At 41.9% G+C, this 20,296-nt stretch carries 19 protein-coding genes; 14 read left to right on the top strand and 5 right to left on the bottom strand.

The genetic code is table 11. The annotated features are described in order from the left end of the window. The first annotated feature begins 2 nt into the window (after nt 1-2). From qatB to DUE52_RS23440, 6 genes are all read left to right on the top strand, one after another. Entirely contained in the window at nt 3-872 is an 870-nt protein-coding gene (qatB, locus tag DUE52_RS32185; RefSeq protein WP_133299925.1) for a Qat anti-phage system associated protein QatB, read from the top strand. After that, complete coding sequence (qatC, locus tag DUE52_RS23460; RefSeq protein ID WP_114408506.1) at nt 869-2,236, top strand: Qat anti-phage system QueC-like protein QatC; 1,368 nt, start codon at nt 869-871, stop codon at nt 2,234-2,236. The genes qatB and qatC overlap by 4 nt, the downstream gene beginning before the upstream one ends. Next, entirely contained in the window at nt 2,236-2,994 is a 759-nt protein-coding gene (qatD, locus tag DUE52_RS23455; RefSeq protein WP_114408505.1) for a Qat anti-phage system TatD family nuclease QatD, read from the top strand. Before qatC ends, qatD begins: the two co-directional genes overlap by 1 nt. 226 nt (nt 2,995-3,220) lie before the next feature. Continuing rightward, nucleotides 3,221-4,519, top strand: a complete 1,299-nt coding sequence (locus DUE52_RS32670; protein ID WP_165841013.1) for a sacsin N-terminal ATP-binding-like domain-containing protein — start codon at nt 3,221-3,223, stop codon at nt 4,517-4,519. A 189-nt stretch (nt 4,520-4,708) separates the two neighbouring features. Further along, on the top strand, nt 4,709-5,770 hold the full coding sequence (locus DUE52_RS32665) for a hypothetical protein (RefSeq protein WP_114408503.1): 1,062 nt from the start codon (nt 4,709-4,711) through the stop codon (nt 5,768-5,770). A 2-nt stretch (nt 5,771-5,772) separates the two neighbouring features. Beyond that, nucleotides 5,773-6,846 (top strand): AlbA family DNA-binding domain-containing protein, encoded by a 1,074-nt coding sequence (locus tag DUE52_RS23440; protein WP_114408502.1) that lies wholly within the window; start codon nt 5,773-5,775, stop codon nt 6,844-6,846. Nucleotides 6,847-7,189: 343 nt separating this feature from the next. Here the strand turns inward: DUE52_RS23440 and DUE52_RS23435 are convergent, their stop codons facing one another. From DUE52_RS23435 to DUE52_RS23420, 4 genes are all read right to left on the bottom strand, one after another. Continuing rightward, entirely contained in the window at nt 7,190-7,627 is a 438-nt protein-coding gene (locus DUE52_RS23435; RefSeq protein ID WP_114408501.1) for a hypothetical protein, read from the bottom strand. 121 nt (nt 7,628-7,748) lie between these two features. Continuing rightward, nucleotides 7,749-8,027 (bottom strand): hypothetical protein, encoded by a 279-nt coding sequence (locus DUE52_RS23430; protein ID WP_114408500.1) that lies wholly within the window; start codon nt 8,025-8,027, stop codon nt 7,749-7,751. Nucleotides 8,028-8,358: 331 nt separating this feature from the next. Continuing rightward, nucleotides 8,359-9,276, bottom strand: a complete 918-nt coding sequence (locus tag DUE52_RS23425; RefSeq protein WP_114408499.1) for an ArdC family protein — start codon at nt 9,274-9,276, stop codon at nt 8,359-8,361. A 380-nt stretch (nt 9,277-9,656) separates the two neighbouring features. Beyond that, nucleotides 9,657-10,310 (bottom strand): recombinase family protein, encoded by a 654-nt coding sequence (locus tag DUE52_RS23420; protein ID WP_114408498.1) that lies wholly within the window; start codon nt 10,308-10,310, stop codon nt 9,657-9,659. 173 nt (nt 10,311-10,483) lie between these two features. Between DUE52_RS23420 and DUE52_RS23415 the strand changes: the two genes are divergently transcribed. The 6 genes from DUE52_RS23415 (at nt 10,484) to DUE52_RS23395 (ending at nt 15,583) form a co-directional block, all read left to right on the top strand. Next, nucleotides 10,484-11,167 (top strand): recombinase family protein, encoded by a 684-nt coding sequence (locus DUE52_RS23415; protein ID WP_114408497.1) that lies wholly within the window; start codon nt 10,484-10,486, stop codon nt 11,165-11,167. Between the two features lie 46 nt (nt 11,168-11,213). After that, nucleotides 11,214-11,759: a hypothetical protein gene (locus DUE52_RS23410; RefSeq protein WP_114408496.1), complete on the top strand. Its 546-nt coding sequence runs from the start codon at nt 11,214-11,216 to the stop codon at nt 11,757-11,759. Between the two features lie 272 nt (nt 11,760-12,031). Continuing rightward, nucleotides 12,032-12,400, top strand: a complete 369-nt coding sequence (locus tag DUE52_RS33225) for a DUF8478 family putative metalloprotein (protein ID WP_510186375.1) — start codon at nt 12,032-12,034, stop codon at nt 12,398-12,400. 195 nt (nt 12,401-12,595) lie between these two features. Continuing rightward, nucleotides 12,596-13,831, top strand: a complete 1,236-nt coding sequence (locus DUE52_RS23405; RefSeq protein ID WP_114408495.1) for a di-heme oxidoredictase family protein — start codon at nt 12,596-12,598, stop codon at nt 13,829-13,831. 22 nt (nt 13,832-13,853) lie between these two features. Then, nucleotides 13,854-14,318 carry a QcrA and Rieske domain-containing protein gene (locus DUE52_RS23400; protein ID WP_114408494.1) on the top strand — a complete coding sequence of 155 codons (465 nt, stop codon included), beginning with the start codon at nt 13,854-13,856 and terminating at the stop codon, nt 14,316-14,318. Nucleotides 14,319-14,320: 2 nt separating this feature from the next. Beyond that, nucleotides 14,321-15,583 (top strand): hypothetical protein, encoded by a 1,263-nt coding sequence (locus tag DUE52_RS23395; RefSeq protein WP_114408493.1) that lies wholly within the window; start codon nt 14,321-14,323, stop codon nt 15,581-15,583. 299 nt (nt 15,584-15,882) lie between these two features. Here DUE52_RS23395 and DUE52_RS23390 read toward each other — a convergent pair whose 3' ends face one another. After that, a complete protein-coding gene (locus DUE52_RS23390) occupies nt 15,883-16,827 on the bottom strand; it encodes a DUF2279 domain-containing protein (RefSeq protein ID WP_114408492.1) in 945 nt (314 codons plus the stop codon). A 344-nt stretch (nt 16,828-17,171) separates the two neighbouring features. Between DUE52_RS23390 and DUE52_RS23385 the strand changes: the two genes are divergently transcribed. Both DUE52_RS23385 and DUE52_RS32975 read left to right on the top strand, forming a co-directional pair. Beyond that, entirely contained in the window at nt 17,172-19,436 is a 2,265-nt protein-coding gene (locus DUE52_RS23385) for an FG-GAP-like repeat-containing protein (RefSeq protein WP_165841012.1), read from the top strand. 250 nt (nt 19,437-19,686) lie between these two features. Beyond that, nucleotides 19,687-19,962 (top strand): YkvA family protein, encoded by a 276-nt coding sequence (locus tag DUE52_RS32975; RefSeq protein ID WP_262511006.1) that lies wholly within the window; start codon nt 19,687-19,689, stop codon nt 19,960-19,962. The last annotated feature ends 334 nt before the right edge of the window (nt 19,963-20,296 follow it).

Here is a 20,296-nt window from a genome sequence, read left to right as displayed (position 1 = left end):
CTTTGGGAACCTCTACCTCTAGAAACGGTCCACGGCCGACAACGCCACTTTTACCTGATTGGCCTACGCTACCGCCACTGCCCCCTCTTCCTCCTGATCCAGATCAGGAATATGAAGAAGACCCAGACAACCAAACCAAGCCGGACGATACAGTTCCGCTTGAAAAACCTCCTATTATTCCAGTCCCTCCTCTAGTTCAACAGCCTGCAAATCGGTACCGTGTTGCGCGTAGTAGTTTTAAAGAATATGTCAGATCAAGGGGGTCGGATAAAGGTAGCTTACAAAAAGCACTGCGGGAGTACATCCGGACATCCAGTGGGGGAAGTACTGTACTTTCCCGGCGTATGTACTCCTCCGTTCAGACGGCACAGAATCTAAGTGACGTTCTCAATGAATTTCGCCAGAGTGGAGAAACTAGTATATTAACACGTTTAGATTTAGCAGCCTATACAGGAGGGTCTGTATTGGATATACTTAGTGCCCTCAGCGATGTAGTCAGTCCGGTTACTGGCCTATTGGATGATGCATTAGCCCGTCAGGCCTATGCGTTGGCTGTAGAACGAGTGGTATCCGTAGGCACTGTCGATCTAGACAACCTTACCGTGGCCGAGATCAACGAAATAGTGGCAATTTTTATTGAGGAAAGCTTAGTATGCCGGGTAATTAATGACATTGGTTCTTCGCTGACCACTGAAGAACATGATCCAGCCACGTGCGTTACAATAATCGATGACTTATACCAAATTATAAGTGGAGCGGTACACAGTGATATCATCGCCGAATTGTCAGATACCAATCCGCAACTCCCTGATGATGTAAATGTAAGAATGGAAAGCATTTATCAATTAGCATTAACGGTTCTGGAAAAATGAATAAGGTAGCCTTAATTTTTAAAATTGGACCAACGGATAACGGCCCTGATTTAACGGGTCAACCGTTTGATCGAATTGATGTAGCCAGTTTTGGTGACTATCATTTTTTGGGTTCAGGTATAAATATCAATGGACTCGTTGAGCAATTGAAAAAAATGCATCTGCATCCGGGTGAAGATACAATGGACTTGCTGATGCTGGCGAGTGCGGTTTTTACAATTGATATAACAGTTAGTCGATTTCATTATAGTCAAGATTCCTGGACACGGGAGTTATCCTTATTTGTTCCCGTAAAGAACGTTGAACTCTGGAATAGCCAAAAAGAATTAATCCAACGCATTTTACAGTTCCTAACCGGAGACTTTTGGTCAATATACTTTCGTGATCGATCAGATCCAGAATTTACCTTGTCACCAAATAAGTTATATGCCAAACGTCATATTGGTCTGACGCATAAACCAGATGATGTATGCCTGTTCTCGGGTGGGTTAGATAGTTTCATTGGCGCGATCGATCTACTTAGTGATAATCGAGTTCCGTTATTGGTAGGGCATTATAAAAGTGCAGATGTATCTCCTTTTCAAAGAATTTGCCATGAGGCATTAAAAGTACACTTCCCATTTGCCAATATAATTCGCTTCAAAGGTTATATTAGGGCACCTAAAAACAAGGCACTAGGAGTGCGAGGAGAAGAAAAAACAGAGCGAGGGCGTTCATTTCTATTTTTTGCCCTTGGTATTATATGTGCAGCTGGCATTGGAAGTAATACCCGTGTAATCGTACCGGAAAATGGATTAATAAGCTTGAATTTGCCGTTAACTCTTAATCGTCAAGGTGCTTACAGTACCCGAACTACACATCCATACTACATTCAATTGATGAACCAATTATTAACTGGACTTGGCTTAACAAATTCCTTCTACAATCCATATCAGTTTAAAACAAAAGGGGAAATGTTAAGCAAATGTGCCTATCCAACGCTTGCCGCAACATCTGGAACGATGTCATGCAGTCATCCGGCCACAAGGCGATCCTCAACAACGGGGTATGGGAATCGACACTGTATGCATTGTGTGCCCTGCTTAATCCGGAGTGCAGCCTTTCAAAAAGCCGGTTTAGTCGATACCTCACCCAATAGGGGAACTATCATTGGCTCAACTATTTTTCTAAGCACAAAAAAATCAGAAGGCGCTGATACAATGGCCTTTAAATATATGTTAGAAATGCGAAAAAGAAAACCTAATTACATTGCTTCCGCCATCCGACTAACTGGTCCATTAAAAAATGTAGCTGATTATGTCGATCTATATAATCGTGGTTTGGACGAAGTCGAAGCTTACATTAGCCAAGTCAATCTTAAATAATGGTAACATACATTGATACTCACTGTCATTTAGACCTATTTCCGAATATTCAACACAACCCACAAATTGAAAATAATGGTATAAAGAGCCTTACAGTGACTAATGCACCTTATCTGTTTATTCCAAATCAATCCTTATTTGCTCAATGCTCCAATATTAAAGTTGCTTTAGGCTTTCATCCAGAAGTATTAGCCGACGACCGTATACAAGTTCAAAAAAAACAACAATTAACAATATTCAATCAATGTAGCGGGTCTACCCGCTACATTGGTGAGATTGGCCTTGATGGCTCAGCTTCCTTAAAAAATACTTGGTCAGAGCAAATAAGCGTATTCAATCATATTATTACCCAATGTGAACGGTCAGAACGTAAAATCTTAACGGTACATAGCAGAAACGCTGCAACGGAAGTGATCAATTACTTAAAATCAAAAAAACTGGAGTTTAATGGTACTAAAATAATAATGCACTGGTTTTCTGGTAACCATCACGAATTAAAGGCAGCAATAGAAGCAGGTTTTTACTTTTCAGTTAACCATAGAATGCTGCTATCTAATAAAGGGAAGCAGTTGGCCACTTTAATTCCTATCGATAAATTAGTAACCGAAACAGATGCGCCATTTACATTAGACGAACAAATATCCTCACGAATATTGAGCCTAAAAACGACAGTCAGTGTGATTAGCCAGATTTGGAATAAGGATTACGAATATATTAAAGAAACAATATGGGGAAATTTTAAATTCTTATTATCATAATATGATATTAAAATTCAATAGAAGTATCTGTATAAAAAATAATAATTAAAACCACTTTATATTTAATGACAGAATAAAACTCGACTAAATTTCATCAAAATTGGATACCTTAAACGGAATAATAAATTAGTAGAATTGCAAGTACTTTAACCAGTTGACATTAATCTAGAACATAGATCATGAGTGGTAATTTGGGCCTTTAATTAAACTTAACATTAGTAAAAATATGATACAATCAATTGAAGAGGGTAGAAAGGAAGATGGAAATAGGTCAATAGCAGAAAAAATATTGAAAAGGCTTCATGATCTTGAAAAGACTAAAGAAAAAAATCAGGGTAGATGGGCATGGGAATTATTACAAAATGCGAAAGATAACATCGCCGACGATGAGCAAAAATCTTTATCAATACAAATAATTTTAAATGAAAATAGCGTAGAATTTAAACATAATGGACTTTATTTTTCAGAGCAAGATATTAGAGGAATAATAAATCAAATATCATCTAAAGAGAAAGAAGAAGGCTGTGAAACGAAAAAGACAGGGAGATTTGGTACAGGCTTTTTAACAACCCACATTTTAACAAAATTAATAAAAGTTAAAGGTGTGGTAGAAGATAATGAAAAAAATCATCATCTTTTCGAATTTACATTAGATAGAACTGGTAAATCTACAAATGAACTAATACCACAGATCGAAAATGCTTGGATAGAATTTCATAAGTCAACAAAAAAAATAAATTTAAGTGACCTTGAAAATGGGTTCAACACATCATTCTATTATTTTTTAGAAACAGATAAGCAGAAAGAGATCGCAAGAATAGGTTTAGAAGAATTTTTAATTTTATTGCCATACGTTCTAACTTTTATCCCGAAAATAGGAGATGTAGTAATAATAGACAATATTAAAGACAAGAATGTAACATACGAAAATACTAGCATTGTACACAATAAATATATAAAAACAATTACTAAATCTGAAAATGGAAATAAAACAGATATACATATTCTATTTTCAACTAAAGACGAAGTGTGTATTGCAACAGAAGTTGAGATTAAAAATGAAGAATATAAAATAAAATACATAGGAGACATTCCAAAATTATTTTGTGATTTTCCTCTAATTGGCACTGAAACATTTTATTTACCTGTAATTGTAAATAGCTTTTATTTTAGTCCACAAACAGAAAGAGATGGCATCTGGCTAAAAGGAAGTGATGACCCAGAAGTAGATAAAAATAAATATCTACTTGAAACGGCAATGGAAATTTATATCGATTTGATTAATGATTTACAAAACAATGAATTTAAAAATTTATTTAACATTGTAGAATCTAGATTTCCTTTGACAAATCTAGATTATTTTGACGAATTATGGTTTAAAAATCATATCCATAAAAGAGTTAAAGATTATGTATTTAATGCCAAGATAGTTGAAATAGAAAGCGAAATAGGTGAAAAAAAATCTATCCAAGATCTATGGTTTCCAATGAAATCATATGAAAATAAACTAAGAGAAAAAATTTGACAGTATAATTTTGATTTATTTCCAAGCGCTGTTTGTAAGAAAGAGCACTTACATCGATGGTGCGATTTAGCTTGGGACGAATGGAACAAACTTGGATATAAAGAGCTAATAATTGATATAGAAAAAATAAAAAATATAACAGATTTAGGTAGTAACCTAAACAAAGACGATAGTGAAGTTTTTACATGGTTGAATGAAGTATGTTCTTTTTTATTTAAAGAAGAGCTTAACGATGTTTTATTGAGAAAACATGCAATCATACCAAATAAAAATGGTGTTTTTAAAAAGTATGATGAATTATACTTAGATAAAATAAAAGACAATACTTTAATTGAAATATTATCTTTACTAAAAGTAGATTGGAAAGATCTGTTGTTGCATCAAAAGGTTAATTTTGGCAGATATCAGGTAAAAGAACAAAGAGATATAGCGTCAAAAATAACTGAAAGAATCAAAATTCTCAAAGTATATGATAAAGATTCTATCCTGGCAATCAGTATGTTGTCGGAGTGGTTTGAAGCAAATCCCGCTTTAGGTAAAAGCTTATTTGCCGATTTATATAATAATCGAGCCGAGTTATTTTTGAATACTATAGAGGATAAAGAAAGCTTATATAAAGTGATGCGGGCAAAAACTGATCTCTCAAAAATAGCTGAACTTGCTGAAGCAATAGAAAGTAATCCAAAGATATTTGAAAATATTGATGAATTAAAACTTTTCTTTAAAACAAGCAATATTTCCAGCTTAGAGGATTTAAAAAATAAATTCCAACTTATAATTAACAATGTGAATGTATCTAAACAAATCGAACTTACAAAAGAATTACTTGCTAGTTTAGGTATTTCCAATGATGAAGATTTAAATTCTGCTTTTGGAGATTTAAACATTTCAAATCAATTTATTCATTCATCAAAACCAAGCTTAGAAATGTTCCACTATGCACAGTCAATTATTAAACGTGCAAAGAATAATATCATAGATCATTTAGCATCGTTACAGAACTACGATTGTACTGAAATAGATGAATTAGCAACAACAGTCATTGGAGGCATTAAAAAAGATGGTTTATTTATTAATATCGTAATACGTCCCTCAGATAATGGGGAAGTAATCTTATATTATTCTTCTGAAAAAGATTCGTTATATTATGATAATGCAGAATTATGGATTGATAATGGAAGGGATCTTCCTAGACAATTAACTTTAGGGGAAATTTTAAAAACTATTGGAATTAATAGAATCCCCGTTTAACTATGGATATTACACAAGAGGTCTCGCAAATAATAGAAGAACGAGAAGAGCAAAAAATAGAATATAGGGCCGTCCTACCTCCATCACGAAATTTAGCTCAATTAATAAGTGGATTTGCTAATACGGAAGGTGGCTATATTTTATTAGGTATTTATCAACATTCAAGTGGTAGAATTGAGGTCATCGGGTTAAGCAACGATTTTCATGCTAATTCAATAACTCATAAAGCTTTAGATTTATTGACTCCTCAAATCTCAATATTATATCAATATGTATCCTTAAACGACAAAAAAATATATGCGATTAAAGTTGAAAAATCAGAAACTCTTATTTCAGTTGAAGGAAAAATATATAAAAGAGATGGTATTTCTAACTATATCTTTAATCCTAGCGAAACAACGTTTAACCTAAATGGGTATAAAAGAATTAAAGAAATCAATTCTCGTATCGAAATTCAAAAGTTAAACGCCACAAGTTCAAAGATAAAATTACTGGAACATTATCAAAGCATTTTAAAGATTATTGATGATCTTAAAACAATTCTTTATCCTGAAGATGTTACAATACCCACTACAAATATAGAAGGCAGAATATTATCTAAAATATTGTATTCGTCTTTTGTAGACAACTTCGAAACTTATTTATCTGATATATTATATGAAATATATTTAGCCAACCCATTAACATTAAAATCAAAAGAATTAGTTACAATTGAGGAAGTATTAAATTGTATTGATTTACAAGAATTTGTAAAATATTATGCAAAACAAAAATTGCTTAAATTGCAGAAAGGAAGTGTCAAAGGATTTATTAAAGAAAATAATCAAATAAAAGATTTGAATGTTTTCACGGAACCAATACAACAAGAAGTTGAAAAACTCCTTCAAATAAGGCATTTATATTCTCATAGGAATGGAATAATAGATGAAAAGTTTCTTCAATATTTCACGGAAAATCTTTCTCTCAATACTGAATATTTAATGTCTGTAAGTGAAATATGTGACAAGCTAGAATATTTGTTTGAACTTGTCCACAAATTAGATATTTCGGTAGTAATTAAGTATAAATTATTATGAATTTATTTATTTACGATATTGCTTTATAACCCTTGCTCTGAATATTGGAAAATTAATTTAACTTGGAGGGATAAGATAGTTTGTTTCAGTAAATTTTTATTACTTCAGAATAAAATGACTTACGGAACTTAATGAACATTAGATTTGATATTTAGTTAACATAATGATATTATAAAACAAGAAACAATATAGGTAAATCGTTGTAAATTAATGATTTATAAAACTAAATAGTTGTTTTTATGTGCAATCACGGCAATAAAATTTATTTCTTTTTGGGTTCTAAACCCGGGGCATTTTAACGCTTAATAACTGCGGACTACGTGAATCTAAATGCGCTACTTTTTTAAAGCCGTTTAATGATTTCAATGACCTGAGCAATTCTTTCGATTTCGGCCTGATCCCACAAACGGGGGTCTTTTTGTTTCCGGTGATAACTGGATGTATTAATACCTAACTTCTTACAAAGGAAGGTAACGGTAATCTGGGTGTTTCTCAGACTATCCGCAACCGTTTCACTCAACTGCTGGCCGAATTCAATGGTTTCTTTATATCGCTGCGCGATGGTGTCATTTTGCACCAGTTTGGTTAACGCATCAATTTCTTGTTCAGGGATGTTCTGAGGATATTTTAAGCGTTGGTAGTACATCGCTGCGGTAATATCCAGCGCTGCCTGCACTGCTTTCAGGCTGGCGTTTGCGCGGACCTGCGCTTTGATAGTTTGCGCTAATGCCTGTAATTTTTCCTGATAATCTAAATAAGCCTGCTTGATGGGTGATTCCATGGTAGGTAACCCGAAATTTTCGTTTAATCAAATTGGTCTTCTGAACCGATTCAGTATCTAGGTGCGGATCGCACAATATTCTATAAACACATCCCTTTGCTGTCCATTGAAGGCATTTTTACTAATGAAAGTAGGGCGTAAAAAATTCCAGTTCATAATCAATCAAGACCTCTTGCTCCCCCGCGTACTGATACCGTAATAGGGTGTTATGATCGAATTCCATTTCATCTGGGGGAATATGACAACATGCACCGTCCATCGTAACCCAAACAAAACGGTTGGGTTCGAGTAGTATCGCAACGGTTGGGTTCGCTTGCAGTACACTCCGGGCAAGGTCACCCACTTGCCAGAAGTGTTGCTTTTTTACGGGCAATACGTGATTTGAGTTGGTTTGTTCCATGACGATTTTACAAGTCAAAATTTCAGGTTCCGATAGGACGATAAAAACGTGCCTATCCGGGTCATCCGGTCAGGTAAAACGAATAGCCGCCATTGGGCGGTGTTACGAGCCGTTCGGTGATCGCTATGCTCGAGTCGGTACTCGGTACCAACGACCTCAAAACCCAGTAAGAGCCCTCTCGGTTGCTGGTCAATAGGCGTAAATCCGCACAAATCAAGTGGTTTTCCCATCGATTCGCTAATTTTCACCCCAATGGTTGTTCTGGGATCCCGGCAAAGCCGGGCCGTTGTGAAAAAAAGTGGCCCGCTTTACTGCGGGCCTTTGGCTGGCGTTATTCCAGGGGTTCGGGCTGTAGATCGCTCAGGACCGGAGCGATGAACTGAACCGCTTTTTGTGCCTCTTTGGCGGCCCAGAAAATGAATTTCTTATCGTCCCGTAGCGGCTTCAACCAGCCTTTTAAGTAGGCGGCTGAATTATCCAGTAAAGTTTCATCAGCGATGCCGGTAAACGTATTTAGAAAGGCGGCACCCAATTCGGCGACTAATTCTTCCTTCGAATAATTGGTCGAACCAAACGGGCAAAGCTCCGTGACTCCCTCCCGGTTCAACCGGCTTTCATGACCGGTACTGTGGGTCAGCTCGTGGAATAAAACGCTGTAATACGTCTTTGAACTGGAAAACTGTTCTTGATCCGGCATATTGACTAAATCAGCCGAGGGGCTGTAATAGGCTCGGGCTTTGTTGGTGTGCCGAATAGCGGGGGCTTGCGGCATCTGGGCAACGATGGTTTCACAAATCTGAATCGGTTCATTCGGATTCGTTGGGAGAGCGGGCAACACAAAGTCAATGCCTTCGACATCGCGGATGTTAAAGACGTTGTAATACTTGATAAAGGCCTTTTTCTTAGGTTGCTCGGTTCCATCGGGGCCCGTGATCGTTTCGGTTTTGCTGTCCACAAAATTCCAGTAAATAACCGGTAGTGATTTCGCCCCTTTTTTGATGGTGCCGCCGTTTTCCCGGGCCTGGTTAAAGGTGCAAAAGAACGGTACATCATACGGGCTGAGCGACAGCAGGAACAAATTAATCCCCTGATACGTATTTTTATTGAAATAATTCTGGGGGACCAATCCCACGGTAGACCACGATTTAACCCAAGGGTTCACGCCGTTTTCGAGCTTTTCAATAAACAGGTTGGTGACCTTTTGAAACACATCAATGTCATTAGCGGAGGTTAATTTCTTAGGTTGCATAGGGGTCAATAATTACGTGTTTAACTCATTGATTATGATATAAATATAATCATTTATATCATATAATACAACTATTTAATATATAAAATAAGACAATTAACACATTTTTTCGTTATTTTTTTTGTATTTAAACCGGGATTAGCGGACCAGCAGTGCCTAAAATCAGCAGATAAACCCTCGAAAGTGTCCTTGATTTCGGTAGTCAATGTTGGGGTTTCCTGTGTAATTACTTCATCAAACGTTTGCCGTAGTCAAGATTTAGATCCGCACTATTTCCTGATTTGCATACCTGGGCTTGCTTTAAACACCTTTCATCATACGGATTAAAAATAGTAGATCAGGAATTTATATACCTGTATATCATTGCCTTACAAAAGTAATCATTGCGTTTTTGCATCTAATCGTTGGGCACTCATGGCAAAGAATTTGTTCCCTCTTCGGGTTCGATAGCCCATAGCATTTAAGCGCTCCGCGACAGCCGCATACGTGAGTCCATCTTTACGATACAACCGGACGAGTTCAGCCGCTTGCAAATTGGCCTGATGGCTGCGCGCGTTCTGCTGACGGATTTCCAAACCCTTCTGCGTAATGGCCGGCGTGATATTGGGCATCCCTAATGTATACCCCTGGGCTTTCTTGGCCTGCAAAGCGGCTCGCGTCCGTTCGCCAATTAATTCCCGTTCGTGCTGGGCGAGTACCGCCATGATTCCTACGGTGAGTGTATTGGCATCGGGAATGTCGCAGGCCACAAAGTCCACCTCAGAATTACGCAAGGAAAAGATAAAGGAGACATTACGGCTGAGTCGATCCAATTTGGCAATCAGTAAACGTGCCCGGTGTTGTTTGGCAAAAGCGATGGCGGCCGTCAGTTGGGGACGGTTATTATTCTTGCCCGACTCCACTTCGATGAATTCGGGTAAGAGTTCATCTTCGGTTTTGAGGAACCGGTTCACAATTTCCCGTTGCGCCGAAAGACCCAGGCCACTCTTTCCCTGGCTGGCGGTCGAGACCCGGTAGTAGGGTACGTATTTCATTCCTTATATATAGAGGTATTGGAATGGGGAGAAAAAATGAACCCTTCTTCCCCTTTCCAACAAAATTTGATTCTTGCAGGTGTTCCACGGATAAAAGTAAGAAAAAAAGTGCTCTTATAACGTTTTCGCAACGCACGTTTAGAAAATGTAAAATTAGCATTATTTTTGTAATCATGATTTCAACCCCTACCCACTCGAACCAATATGTAGTTTACTACCGCGTCTCCACCCAAAAGCAGGGAGCGAGTGGGTTAGGCTTGGAGGCTCAGAAAGCGAGTGTAAATTCCTTTTTAGGAAAAGAAGGAAAAACACTCGCCGAGTTCACCGATATTGAGTCGGGTAAGAATAATAACCGACCCCAACTTCTCCAGGCGATCGACTTCTGCAAGCAAAGTGGAGCGGTGCTACTGATCGCCAAACTGGACCGGCTAACGCGTAACATTGCTTTTATTTTTACGCTTAAGGATTCAGGCGTTTCTTTTGTGTGTGCGGACATGCCCCAGGCTAACACCCTAACCATTGGTGTGATGGCGAGTATGGCCCAGCACGAGCGAGAGCTAATTTCGGAACGAACCCGGCAAGCTTTAGCCCAGAAAAAAAAAGCAGGTTTTCAACTGGGTACGCCGGCCAATCTCACTCAAGCGGCAACCCAACGGGGCCTCGAAGTCCGCCAGCTCAATGCCCGCCAGCATCTCAACAACCGCCGGGCGCTGGCCTTGGCTCAGTCCATGCGACAGGTCGCTCAGTCCTGGACCACTATTGCCAATACACTCAACGAACACGGTTTTCGCACGCGACGGGGAAAATTATTCCAGGCCGTGCAAGTTCAGCGTCTGCTCAAATTAGGGAATGGATAAAACTAGTTCAGCGTATCATAAATAGGCGTTACTAAAATTTCACCAAATGAAAAAAGATACATTTACTGTCATCGCTGCACTACTTTTTACAATAGCGGTGCTGGTGCTTGGCTATATACTACTTGGGCTCCTGCCTATGTTCTTTTTTGCGTCCGGTTTTTTAGGCGGTTTTATTCTATGGCTGATTATATCAACTAAACCCTCTTTTGCGACCATTAAAATGCCTTACTTCTTATCACTTGCTTTCTTTGTTCTGCATAAATACGAAGAGCGTCGGATGAACTTTTTCCCCCGGCTTTCTGAAATTACCAGGGTGCCTGTCCCAGAAGCAAATTCGTTTCTCGCTTATCTGCTTTACGCTTTTGCAGGAACCTGGCTTCTCATTCCGTTTCTGGTGAAGCGGAGCAATAACTTCGGTTACTATCTTTCCTGGACATTTTTTACGGCGATGGGAATCACCGAACTTGCTCATTTTTTCTTGCCTTTTTTTACCTCAGATCCATATGGTTATTTCCCAGGCATGGCAAGCGTGGTGATTCTTGCACCAACAGCCTGGTGGGGCATCTACAGGCTTTCACGAAAGACCGTTTAAACTCGTATTTAGTGTAACAGTTAACCTAATAAAATCATCAATCACTCCGAAAGCCAAGCCGTCAATGCAACTGTGCCGGTAACCCGGTCGTTCAGCCTACAAGAGAGAGGCATTCGGGGATTGCTGGCCAATTCGTTTTAAAAAGGCCAAAAAAATCTAAACCTGTATAGTCGCCACCTTTCATTGTATTACTGCAAAATTTATAAACTATCGACCGCTTTTATTATACTTCCTAAAAAACCGCTATCTTACTGACTCTTAGGCCCTATCCAGTGACTGCACTCAATTCGATCCGTCGACCGTTAGCAAGCCTGCTCTTCGCATTTTATGCGCTGATCCTGTTTAATAACGTCTTTTTCCAGCACGCCCATCGGCTGGCGGATGGACGGGTTATTGTGCACGCTCACCCATATTGGCCAACGAAAGGTAATTGCCCCTACCTGCCAAATAATCACACCCGAAACGAGCTGACCTTACTGCAATCGTTCGGACATGCCAGCTATCTTCCGTATGATTTTCTTCAGTTTGAGATTACTCCGTGGGTAACTGATACGACAATCAGTCGGATTTTTCAATATACAGCCAGAAGTTGGTCATCCGTTTTCTTTACTTTTTCACCTCGAGGCCCTCCGATTCTTTAATCCAATTACACCCAACTACTGCTGGACTCTATCTGCTTATTTCCCCACCAGGAAATAAGCTTAGTCAGTATGCGCGGTTGTTGCCGTCAATTTTGCTGTATTCGGGCAAAAGTCACTCCCCCTTTGCCCGAACCTGCCACTATAGCCTGTTACCCAGTACTTCTAGTAAGGGGGAATACTTTAAATCGACTCTTCATGAAAACCATATCCGTTTTGCTCATTTTGAGCAGCCTGTTCTGGTTAGTCAGTGCCTGTGATGCCCTGCTACCCGGAACACCGGCCGACGACCAATTACTTGATGGTCCAATCGGCGATTTGACTCCCGAACAAAATGCCCAATTTTTGCGGGGTGATGTAGCCTTTAATAATGAAGTTTTCACCGCGGCCACCGGCCTGGGACCTACTTTCGTAGCTACCTCCTGTGGGAGTTGTCATGCTGGTGATGGGAAAGGTCACCCATTTACCACCCTGACCCGTTTTGGTCAGATTGATGAAACGGGAAATACATTTATGCAGATGGGTGGACCTCAGCTTCAGAACCGGGCCATTGGGGGACACTCTCCAGAGACGATACCTGCAGGAGCCACTTTTTCCCGATTTACGCCACCAGCTAATACGGGCCTGGGATTATTGGGCGCTTTGTCTGATGAACAAATACTGGCTAATGCTGATCCGGATGATAAGGATAGTGACGGCATTTCCGGGGTTCCCAACCTGATTGACGCTCCGGCCTACTTTCAACCGCAATGGTTTCATAAACCGCAAACCACCGTGGGTCATACCCCACGCTACGTTGGCCGATTTGGAAAGAAGGCGGCCGCAGTCGATCTACAGCACCAGACTGTCAATGCCTATAAGCAGGATATGGGCATCACCAGCCCGTTCGATCCCGTCGATCCGATTAATTACGCAGTTTCCGGCCAGGCGGGCGATGGTGTTCCCGATCCGGAAGTACCAGGGTCGCGGGTCAACGATGTGGTTTTTTACCTGCGCACATTGCGCGTACCGGTCCAGCGTAATGCCGCAGATGCTAATGTCATCGCTGGCAAGCAACTATTTGTGCAGGTAGGCTGCGCCAAATGCCATACACCGGAGTGGACAACGCCCCAATCGGACGTGGCCGTCTTGTCAAAAAAGACGTTTGCGCCCTATACGGATTTGCTGCTGCACGACATGGGTAAGGGGCTCGACGATGGGTATACCGAAGGTACTGCTAAAACCGCCGAGTGGCGAACTCCTCCGCTTTGGGGACTGGGTTTGTCGAAAAACTCGCAGGGCGGGCAGGAATATTTGCTACACGACGGCAGGGCCCGGTCGGTGGACGAAGCCATTCGCCTACACGCCGGAGAAGCCGCCAAAACCACGGAACGTTACATCCAACTCGGTGCCGATGATCGTTCAAAACTCCTCCAATTTCTTAACTCACTATAAGAACTCTTAATCGAAGTTTCGTATGCAATCAACTCATACCATCGACCGCCTGACATTTCTGAAATCCTGTGGCGCCACCTGCGCTGGTCTCATTGGCCTTTCGTTGTTCACGGCCGGTTGTAAAAGCGTGTATTACGCCCAATTGCCGGTTTTAAACGGTAAAATTATTCAGATCAACCGAAAAGAATTTGAAGCGGTATCCAAAAAGGGGGAAGTCAGTATCCGCCCGTTTATATTGGTCGAACTCAAAGGTCAGTCGCACCCGATTTATCTCTACCGTCGGAGTGCTGACGACTATTCGGCGGTTTTGATGAAATGTACCCATCAAGGCAATGAACTCAACGCGCACGATGGTCACCTGACCTGCCCGGCGCACGGTAGCGAGTACGACAGCTCAGGCAAAGTCACCGAAGGCCCCGCTGAGAAAAACCTAACCGCTTACCGCGTATCGACTGATCCACAAACCATTTTTATCCACGTTGGCTAACTATGAAAACCATTTTACGACTTATGGTCGGGCTGCTGGTGTGGACAACCTCGTGGGCACAAACCGACACCACAAAGTCCAACCCGGCGGCTTTCGATCAATTATTTGGTCGGGACACGACCCTGCGAACGGCCAAAGATGTTCAGCTCAAACTGAATATGGACGCTACCTATGACCGACCGTTTCTGTCAGTGGGCAAATCACCCGTGTCGGTTGGTGGTTACCTGGAGGCCAACACGCAATACATGCAAACGGATGGCGTTACCGAAGGGCTGTCGTTTCAGATGCGCCGGATGACGATCTTCCTGGCTTCAACGATCAACCGACGGATCAAATTTTTGACGGAACTGGAATTCGAGGACGGCACCAAAGAAATCAATATCGAATTTGCGGCTTTGGATATTGAACTAAATCCCATGTTGAACCTGCGCGGGGGTATCATTATGAACCCCATCGGGTCGTTCAACCAGAACCACGATGGCCCCAAGTGGGAGTTCATCGACCGGCCACTTTCTTCGACGACCATTATTCCTTCCACCTGGAGCAATGTCGGATTCGGCATTTACGGGAAAGTTTACCGGCGCAACTGGGTTTGGGCTTACGAAGGCTACGTGACTAATGGGTTTGATGACCGGATCATTGTCAACGGTGAAAACCGGACCTGGCTCCCCGCCACCAAAGCGAATGAAGATCGATTTGAAGAAAGTTTCAATGGGGTTCCTATGGTGACGCTGAAAACCGCCCTGAAGCGCCGTCGGGTTGGTGAGATCGGCATTTCGTGGATGGGTGGCGTATTTAACAAATTTCAGGACGATGGCCTGGTCCTGGACAAACGCCGTCGCGTCGACGTGTGGGCGCTGGATTTCAATACTGTTTTGCCGACCAAAACGGTTCTCAATGGCGAATGGTGCTGGGCCAGCGTGGACGTGCCGACCACGTTTTCCCAGCAATTTGGACGGATGCAGCAGGGAGGTTGGCTGGATGTCGTTCATCCGATTGTCAGACGCCGGGTTTTTGGCTGGAACACCGCCGTACTGAACCTCGCACTGCGGGTCGAACGGGTAGATTACAACGTCGGCAAGTTCACGGAAACCAGCGATCCCATCTTCGATGAACTCTGGTCGGTGGTGCCAGGAATCAGCTTCCGACCTTCACCGACAACGGTGATCCGGGCCAATTACCGCTACCTCTGGCACACCGATTTATTGGGCAATCCACCCGCCAGAACCGCTGGGTTTCAGTTTGGTTTTTCGACGTATTTCTAAAACTGCTGTCGAACACCACTCGGTAGGGCTTGATAATGTAAACAGCGATCCCATCGACTGACAGATAAAAATTATGGGACTTATATGACAAAGGGGAGGTATCAGGTTGATACCTCCCCTTTGTCATATAAGCAATCCAGCTGGTATTGCTTTAACTGACTACCACAGCAATTCCACCAATCACTAAATTGGCAATTGACCAGTAGAGAATTCCTTTCAAAAAACTAACGAATAGGTTTGATCAGAAAGATTAGCCCAGTAGTTCCATCATTGACCTTGTACACTTTTCGCTTGAGGTTCTATTCTTTGGGCAATAAAAAAAGGTGAAAACGAACCCCTTTGATTCGGTTATATTCCAGTGAGGGTGCCGCAACTTTGAAGAATTGGGCTGTTCCTATCAGTCGTCTGGTTGAGGGATTCAGTCCTTCTAATCGGGAAAAATCTACGTCAGGTGAAAGAAAAAATTGTCGATAACGTTCAAATTGAATAGCACGACCGTTCTGATCGACTACAGTCGGATTTTTCATTCCGCCAACCATACCCGCTCCGCTATATCCAAAACTTAAGTTAAGCCACTGCGGAAACTGGGGTCCTGTGGGAATTACCGAAGCCAAGTTTAAGGAAAACCAGTATTGCTGCCCGTTATAATCTTTCAGCATCTGTACCCCAGTTGATTGTCCCAATACCCTGGGGCGGTAGGGTGGGTAAATGCTCTTGCGAAATCCGTACTTAAGGTTGAAGACTTGTTGACCTACGCCAACCTGTTGGCCAACAAATAACGCAACTCCTGTAAAATTGGCCAATATATCACCCTTGGAAAATCCCCAACCTTCGGAATAGCCATCAAACACTTCCAGCGTCGTCTGGAACAATAGCGCCAATAATCCACCCGTTACGATACTTCCCCGTTCACTAACGCCACTCCATCGCATTAATTCATAACTGCCCCGGCTTAGTCCGTAAGCAGTTGCCGCATGTCCAATTTTGTCCATCTGGAGCCATTCCGCATTATCATTAAACTGATGGAAACGAACCCTCTTTTTATACCATTGTTTTCGTAACGTCAGTAAGGTAATGGTATAAAAAGTCGCCGTACCAACCACCACGCCAATGAATTTTCCTTTCTGAATACCTACTGGGTGAGCGATATTGGCCACTGGCGGCATGGGTTGCGCTCGAGTTGGCTGACTGACTAAAATTACGGTCAAGCCCACCAATCCCACTAAACGAGTCCGTAATTTCATTTGTCGTTTTGGCAATCAAGGGTTAATTAACTACGTACGGTTAAAGATTTTGCAGGGAGGTCGGAGCCGTCGAGTCTTCATCTCATTTTTCAGTCGAACCCAGCTCATTCCAACACTGATTATCCAGTGGCAATTTATTGAGAAACATGTATTCCCAACTGTAATTTTATGCCTATTGGTTGATACGCCCCCATGCATTCACGGTTGTAATTGATATGATCGGTAGGGGAATGATCGTTTTCTAGTGGGAAGTAAACCAACATAATGAGTCTATTCGTTATCTATGCATACAAGCACAATAAGCAAAAAGGGTTGCTTTCGGTGCAGTAATGAATCCAAACTGCATGAAAAAGCTATTTACTGTACTTTGTTTTCTGATTCCTCTCCTTGCACAGGCTCAAACCGGTGGCATTTTTTCCTTTCGCTATGACGCCGGCGCGACCGTTAAAATTGTAGGTAAAAATCTGATAAATCCGTGGGCGGGGGGCATCAACGGCGCGCAATATTCCACCATCCACCTCAACGCCGACACCATCCCGGACCTGGTCACGTATGACCGACAAACCAGCCGGATCATGACATTTCTAGCTGAAAAGCAAGCTGATGCCAGTTATCTATGGCGATACGCTCCGCAGTATGAAGAGCAGTTTCCGGCCATTACATTCGGCACCTGGATGCTCTTGGTCGATTACGACCACGATGGTAAAAAAGACCTCTTTACGCACACCAACGGCGGGCTGCGGATTTTGCAAAACGCTTCGGAGAACGGTAAATTGTCCTGGAAAACCATCGCCGACCCGGTTTATCACGAGGGACTTTCGGGCACGCTAAACCTGTATATCAACTCAGTCGATATTCCGGCGATTCTGGATGCTGATGATGACGGTGACATCGATATTCTTACCTATGACATCAATGGCGGGACCGCGAATCTTTACCAGAACATGAGTGTTGAGCGAACAAATAACCCCAATGGACTGGATTTCAAGCGAATTGGTTTTTGCTGGGGAAATTTTAGAACCGACGGCGACTGCAACGAATTTACGTTTGGGCTGGATTGCATATACGTTGGGAATGAAACAAAGGGTGCTAATTCCGGGGCACGGGTGATGCACAATGGAAATTCCATGCTGGTGATTGATATGGATGGTGACGGAAACAAAGATTTGCTGGTAGCTCACGTTACCTGTCCGAACGTTTCGCTTTTAATTAATGAGGGTGGTAATGCCCCTAATACCCGTTTTACGACCTTTAGGGGCGCCTTTCCGACCGCCAATCCAATATCTTTCAATACTTTCCCTGCACTATACTCCGAAGATTTAAATTTTGACGGTATTAAAGACTTGATTGCTTCCCCCAATACGTACGGTAATACGGATTATCTGATTGATTTCAGGGCTTCCAATTGGTTTTATAAAAATACCGGTACGAACAAACTTCCTAACTTTCAGTACGTCGGCAAAAGTTTTTTGCAGGAAGACATGATTGACTTAGGCGAAGGAGCGACACCATTTTTGGCCGATCTCGATGGCGACGGCGACATGGATTTGCTGGTGGGAAATGCGGGCGTTCGATCGGATAAGGGATATCAGGCCAGCATTGCGCATTTCGAAAATACCGGCACCAAAAGTAAACCGACGTTTGAACTGCGGACGACGGATTATCTCAAACTCTCCGAAAAATTTCTGCTGACTGATCTGAAGGTTGCCATTGCGGACATCGACGGAAACAACAGTCTTGATCTGATTTTTACCGGAAACTCGATCAATCGCGTTCCGGAAATCCGGTATATTCGGAATCAAGGCGTGCGGGGAGCTGTTTTTCAACTTGACGCCACTAACGTTCAGCAAATTCCGATGCCCGACCGGCTAGGCATCATTGACATGCCGACTTGGTATGACGTGGACCGTGACGGAAAAACCGACCTGCTGCTTGGGAAACAGAATGGAACGATTGAGTATCACCGTAATACCGGAACTGCCACTGCCCCAAAATACGAATTAGCGCGGCAAAATTATGGACAACTAAATGTATTGCCCGGCGCTACCAGTCCGTCTATTGTGATCATCGACCTCAACGGTGACCAGCATCCTGAACTAATAACGGGCACTCGCGACGGTAATATAAAACTCTACCAGTTGCCCGACCAACCTACTAATCCCATGCAATTGCTCGATTCTACACTGGTCATCAACGAATTGACACAGGCTTCGGATATAGCCATACCGGGTGGAAACCTGGCCCTCGCTGCCGCTGATCTGAACGATGACGGTTTACCAGAACTCTTGGTTGGAACCCTGACCGGTGGTGTTCGCTACCTTCTCAATACGTCTGAAAAGATAATTCATACTGGCACGGAGGAAGAAGAAGCGAAACTGCCGTGGGTGTTTCCAAGTCCGACCGACCGTTTTTTAAAGGTAAAATCACCTAATAACGGCATTGTTCAGGTGCTGAACCTGCTTGGCCAACCCGTAACGACCCGGCTGGCGGTACAAGCGCATACAGAAGCCACGATTGATCTGGGTGCATTGCCGATTGGCGTTTATTTGGTTCGTTTGCTGCGCGACGGGCAACCCACGTGGCATAGGAAGGTAGTTTTGTCGAAATAAGCACAATCCTTTTGGAAACAGGATTACGCCCCGATTACACCAGCCGCAACGCTTTATTTGTGCTACCCCGGAGTCAGTGCTTTATAAATTTACATCGCACATAACCGGGCGGGCAGGCGGTTCTTTAAGTGCATTTGTGAATTTTGAATACTTCCTCGATACCCGGCAGAACCGCTTTGAACACAGCTCTGCCGGAGCCATTCACAATTACAAAAATAATAAGGTCTAACCAACGGCTACTTTTACAGTAGTGGCCTTAAGCACATCACTCAACAATAGCAATTGGAACGAGATTGGAAGAGCAGGTGAAACTACTAAAGGCTACAGCTTTTCACTCTATTTTGCTTACCGGGATAAGCGAACTTTCCTGTTCGCTAAAGCACTCATCGGGTTAACATTGGGGTATCTGTTCAGTCTCATCGACTTACTTACAGACTTTATTCCAATGCTGGGCATGCTGGACTATTTGATGTTGGTATTGCTGCTAATCCGATTATTTCTACGATTTATCCTAAGGATATACTGATTAAAAGTCGCCAAAAGCATACAGTTTAGCGAATCAGTCTATCTTAACAAACCGTTGGTTTGCTGGAGATTTACTTCACTATTTATATAGCTCTCCTATACATCTATTGAAAATTTTTAAACTTATCAAAAATCGTTTTATTTTTAAAAAATTAAAAATGAATGTAATATTCTTATACGAGAACCCATTGATTATTATATATAATATTAAAGAATTACTTTATTAATTCACTTTTATATTAATGATTTACGGCATATACTAATATTAGTATATCCTCAACATGTTGAGAAATTTTTGATAAAAATTGTCCTATTAAGAAGATATTATAAGAAAT

It is taken from the genome of Larkinella punicea (assembly GCF_003334855.1).
GTDB classification, from domain to species: Bacteria; Bacteroidota; Bacteroidia; order Cytophagales; family Spirosomataceae; genus Larkinella; species Larkinella punicea.
This window is presented reverse-complemented; position numbering and strand designations above follow the sequence as displayed.